The organism is Terrabacter sp. P5_B1 (assembly GCF_056400505.1).
Window position 1 is genome coordinate 1 of record NZ_JBFULD010000319.1, and the last position, 4827, is coordinate 4827.

Below are 4827 nucleotides of genomic sequence, written 5' to 3' on the forward strand. Positions count from 1 at the left end.
GCACCATGGCGCCCGCGCCCGCGAGGGCCCGGGCGACGCTCGCCCCGATGCCGCTCGCTGCTCCGGTGACCAGGGCGGTGCGCCCGCTCAGGTCGATGGGTTCGTTGACCGCCAGGGGGCCGCGCTCGGGGCGGTCCGGGGCGTCGTCGCGTGCGTCGTTGCGGGCGTCGATGCGGGCGTCGGGCATGCGGGAAGACTAAGGAGACGGGCCGGGCCAGCCGGTGTGGTGACCGAACACAAAAACCCGGATCTCATGTGGTGACGCTCCCCCTGGCCCGGTGTGGGTTTGCACGACGTCACGCCCGCGGACGGACGGGCCTGCCGGCCGGTCACGTGACACGATGACGTCGTGACTTCCATGGGCGAAGCGACACCGCCCCCGGCCGAGGATGCGGCATCCGCCCCCGCGGGGCCCCCACCGGTCGCAGCGGCGCCGGGCCATCAGCCGGGCCATCAGTTGGGGCACCGCGCCGGCGGGAGGATCCTTCCGTTGGCCCTCGGGGCCCTCGGGATCGTCTTCGGTGACATCGGCACGAGCCCCCTCTACGCGATGCAGACCGTCTTCAGCATCGAGCACAACACGGTGCAGGCCACCCGGGGCGACGTCCTGGGCGTCATCTCGATGGTGCTGTGGTCGATCACCCTGGTGGTCTCCATGAAGTACGTGTCGCTGGCGATGCGCGCCGACAACGACGGCGAGGGCGGCATCCTCGCGCTCGTGGCGCTGCTGCGCCGCCACCTGCAGGGCACCCGACGGCTCGCTGCGGTGATGGTCATGGGCGTGCTCGGCGCCGCGCTGTTCTACGGCGACGCCGTCATCACCCCCGCCATCTCGGTCATGTCGGCGATCGAGGGCCTCGCGGTGGCCGACCCGTCCCTGACCGAGCTCGTCGTGCCGATCACCGTGGCCGTCCTGTCCGTGCTCTTCGTCATCCAGCGCTGGGGCACCGGGGTCGTCGGCAGGTCCTTCGGACCCGTGATGGTGCTCTGGTTCGCCGTGCTCGCGGTGCTCGGACTACCCCACGTCTTCGCCAACCCCGAGATCCTGGCGGCGATCTCGCCCACGTATGCGTTGGCGTTCGTCGCCCAGCATCCGCTGGTCGCGTTCGTGGCCATGGGCGGCGTGGTGCTGACGATCACCGGAGCCGAGGCGCTCTACGCGGACATGGGCCACTTCGGCGCCAAACCCATCCGCCTCGCGTGGTACCTGGTCGTCTTCCCCGCGCTCGCCGTCAACTACCTCGGGCAGGGCGCGATGATCCTCGGTGACCCGGGCGCCGTGTCCAACCCATTCTTCCTGCTCGCCCCGACCTGGGCCACGCTGCCGTTGGTCCTGCTTGCCACGGTCGCCACGGTCATCGCCTCCCAGGCCGTCATCTCCGGCGCGTTCTCCGTCTCGCGGCAGGCGGTGCGGCTGGGGATGCTGCCGCGGCTCGGGGTTCGACACACCTCCCGCGAGGAGGGGGGTCAGATCTACGTCCCGGTGATGAACTGGATCCTCTTCGCCGGAGTGCTCCTGCTGACCGCGGCGTTCCGCAGCTCGAGCCGGCTGGCCGCCGCGTACGGCCTGGCCGTGACGGGGACGCTGTTGTTGACCAGCGCACTGTTCCTGCTCCTCGCCCGACACGTGTGGAAGGTCCAGACGTGGAAGCTCGTCGTCTACCTGGTCCTCGTCGTCGGCGTCGAGCTGACCTTCCTCGGTGCCAACCTCACCAAGGTCGTCGCCGGCGGATGGCTGCCCCTCGTCATCGCCGCCCTGGTCGTCGCCCTCATGACGACGTGGCGGCGTGGCGCGGACGCGCTGCATGCCGAGGCCCGGGACCTCGAGGGCCCGCTCCCGCTCTTCCTCAAGATGCTTCAGAAACACCCTGACCTCGTCAGACGCGTGCCTGGCGTCGCGGTCTTCCCCCATCCCAATGCCACGACGACGCCTCTCGCCCTGCGCACCAACGCCGACTTCAACCGCGTCGTGCACGACCGAGTCATCCTGGTGCAGATCGTCAACGAGAACGTGCCGCACATCCGGCACGTCGACCGCGTCGAGGTCGACGACCTCGGTGACGCGACCGACGGCTTCGTGCACGTCAAGGTGCACGTAGGCTTCACCGACAGCCAGGACATCCCCCGGGGACTGGCCCTCGCGGTCGGCAAGACACCCGAGCTCGACATCGACCTCGACGAGGCCCGTTACTTCCTGTCCGTACTGACCGTCCAGGCCACCGGCCATCGCGGGCTGCGCACGTGGCGCAAGCGGTTGTTCGCGTGGATGTACCACAATGCCGCGAACCGGACAGAGGTCTTCCACCTGCCGCCTGAGCGGACCATCGTGATGGGCGCCCATGTCGAGCTGTAGCCAGGGTCGTCCTGGCCGACTTGGCCGACCTGGCAACCCACGGCAGCTCGGACGCGCCCCGCGGTATGTCGTTCTGCGCGGATCACCCACGGGCTGTCCGATACCTACGCGACCATGAAGGCATGAGGGAACTTGCCGGGTGGGCCTGCGGGAGCCACACCGCAGGCCGGGTGACCCATCCCACCTACCGCAAGGGAGCCGGGCCGGGCGTCGTCATCGTCCACGAGATCCCGGGGATCACCCCCGAGGTGCTGCGATTCGCCGACGAGGTCGTCGATCGCGGCTTCACCGTGGTGCTGCCGCACCTGTTCGGCGAACCGGGGGCGTCCGCCAGCGGTGGACAGATCGCCAAGGCGATCGCTCAGGTCTGTGTGAGCAGGGAGTTCACCAAGCTCAGGGCCGGCGTGGCCTCCCCGGTCACCGACTGGCTGCGGTCGCTGGCTCGCAGCCTGAACGACGAGCTCGGAGGCCCCGGAGTCGGTGCGCTCGGCATGTGCCTGACCGGCGGGTTCGCGCTGGCGATGATGGTCGACGACTGCGTCGCCGCGCCTGTCGTGGCCCAGCCGGCGCTGCCCGCACCCCTGGGCAAGACCCGTGCAGCGGACCTCGGGCTCAGCCCGGCGACCCGCGAGGTGGTGCGTCGGCGGGTGGCGGCGGGCTGCCCCGTCACGGGCCTCCGCTACCGCGAGGACCCTGCCATCGGCACCCGGTTCGACACGCTCACCGACCTGCTCGGGGATGGCTTCATCAAGGTCGAGCTCGAGGGCAAGGGCCATGCGACGCTCACGGCGCACCGCCAACAGATCGCCGTCGACCGCGTTCTGGACTTCTTCGACGAGCGGCTGAGACCCGACTGAGGAGCGTCAGGGTTCGGATGCCCGGAGCCTGTCGGCGCTCACCGCAGGTTGCGGGAGTCGACGACGGCAGGGTGTGAGGCGGCCCCGAGTCGAGCGAGGTCGCCTCCGGACACCACCCAGACATCCTCGGTCACCTGGTCGGGAAGGCTGGACTCGCCATGACAGTCGTGCCACGCCAGGTCGAGCAGCACGAGCGCGTCGAGCTGCGGGTCGCCAGCTGCGCCTCGGGGACGAAGGCCCCGGGACGCCACGACAACTCCGCCGGGGCGSACTTCGCGCGCGGATCTGCCCCGGAACGCCACCACAACTCCGCCGGGGCGGACTTCGCGCGCGGATTCGAGGTTGCCAATCCCTGTCGCACCTGATGGGCTGCCCGGCATGAGCGAGCAGACCGCACCCATCCGCCGCGCCTTCTGGGTCGAGCCGGACACCGACCCGCGCAACGACCGGGAGCGGCCGGTGGGCGAGACGGCGACGCTGCTCGACTACCTCGAGCGCTACCGGATGACCTTCGAGATGAAGTGTGACGGGCTCACGCCGGAGCAGCTGGCCACGCGGTCGGTGCCGCCCAGCACGATGAGCTTGCTGGGGCTCGTCCGGCACCTGGCCAAGATCGAGCACCACTGGTTCCGTCGGACGCTCGAGGGACATGGGGATCTGCCTGTCCTCTACTGGACGGAGGACGAGCCGGACCTCGACTTCGAGGGCGCGCTCGGCACCGAGAGCTGTGTGGCGGATGCCTGGGAGTCGTGGCATCGCGAGGTGGCGCACGCCCGGGAGGTCTACGACCGCTACGACGACCTCGGCGAGAACCTCGTCCCGGGCGAACCCTGGCAGGTGCGCGGAGTCATCGTGCACCTGATCGAGGAGTACGCCCGACACTGCGGCCACGCCGACCTCTTGCGCGAGTCTGTCGACGGCCGCACCGGCCAGTAACGGGGAGCCCCTCCTGGCGTATGCCGCGTGGCGCGGTCTGTGCTGCGCCTTCCGCGAGCACGGCCGGGTTACGGTGCCCCTGTGCTCCAGGACCCGGTGCAGGGACGCGACCGCCGACGCGGTGCGCCGACTCTCGACCTCGAGACGCTGCCGCGCGAGGTCCGGGCCGCGGTGGAGGCGATGGTCGCAGGACGCGAGGTGAGGCTCCGCAGCGAGGGTCGTTACATCGGGTCGCTGGCCTTCCGCCCGGGCGTCCTCGAGGGCACCGTCGTGTCGGGGCCGCCGGTCGTCGCACCGGAGTCAGCCCCTCCCGAGGCGGTTCGCGACGGTGTCACCGTCGTGGCCACGGCGACGAAGCTGTCCGACGCCGCACGCCGTCGGCTCTCCGACGAGCTGGGGTCCGACTACATCGTCCTCGACCTGCTGAAGGCGCCGCCGACGGCCGACGTGGTCCTGACCCATCCCGTGAGCCCCCAGCTGCTCGGTGCGCTCCGGGCCGGCTTCCCGAACGCCCGGGTGATCGTGACCGAGATCGACGACGAGGAGCTCGGCGTCAGCGCGCCGGGGCCCGTGAGCCGTCTGCTCGATGCCGGGGCCTCGGCCTACCTGCCGCCACGACCTCTGCGCGAGGTCGCGGCCGGCATGCACGCCTACCTCACCGGGTCCGGCGCGCCGCAGCTC

5 protein-coding genes and 1 pseudogene are annotated in these 4827 nt (G+C 70.7%); 4 read left to right on the forward strand and 2 right to left on the reverse strand.

Features of this window, described 5'->3' with window-relative positions; all coding sequences use genetic code 11:
• A pseudogene (locus AC1DP0_RS18145) lies at positions 1-187 on the reverse strand (3-hydroxybutyrate dehydrogenase); the annotation flags it as partial.
• 303 nt (positions 188-490) lie between these two features.
• Here AC1DP0_RS18145 and AC1DP0_RS18150 point away from each other — a divergent pair.
• Positions 491-2353, forward strand: a complete 1863-nt coding sequence (locus AC1DP0_RS18150; protein WP_478087132.1) for a potassium transporter Kup — start codon at positions 491-493, stop codon at positions 2351-2353.
• 122 nt (positions 2354-2475) lie between these two features.
• Positions 2476-3210: a dienelactone hydrolase family protein gene (locus AC1DP0_RS18155; RefSeq protein WP_478087134.1), complete on the forward strand. Its 735-nt coding sequence runs from the start codon at positions 2476-2478 to the stop codon at positions 3208-3210.
• Between the two features lie 38 nt (positions 3211-3248).
• On the opposite strand, the gene AC1DP0_RS18160 is transcribed toward AC1DP0_RS18155, so the two are convergent.
• Positions 3249-3461 carry a hypothetical protein gene (locus tag AC1DP0_RS18160; RefSeq protein ID WP_478087136.1) on the reverse strand — a complete coding sequence of 71 codons (213 nt, stop codon included), beginning with the start codon at positions 3459-3461 and terminating at the stop codon, positions 3249-3251.
• Between the two features lie 127 nt (positions 3462-3588).
• Here AC1DP0_RS18160 and AC1DP0_RS18165 point away from each other — a divergent pair, with 127 nt between their 5' ends.
• Positions 3589-4146, forward strand: coding sequence for a DinB family protein (locus tag AC1DP0_RS18165; protein WP_478087138.1), 558 nt, complete (start codon positions 3589-3591; stop codon positions 4144-4146).
• 81 nt (positions 4147-4227) lie between these two features.
• Positions 4228-4827: hypothetical protein (locus AC1DP0_RS18170; RefSeq protein WP_478087140.1), on the forward strand; the 600-nt coding region annotated here is incomplete at its 3' end.

Excerpts from the sequence above, each read along its gene's own strand:
- AC1DP0_RS18155 (WP_478087134.1), top strand. The coding sequence starts at position 2,476 with ATGAGGGAACTTGCCGGGTGGGCCTGCGGGAGCCACACCGCAGGCCGG.
- AC1DP0_RS18165 (WP_478087138.1), top strand. The coding sequence starts at position 3,589 with ATGAGCGAGCAGACCGCACCCATCCGCCGCGCCTTCTGGGTCGAGCCG.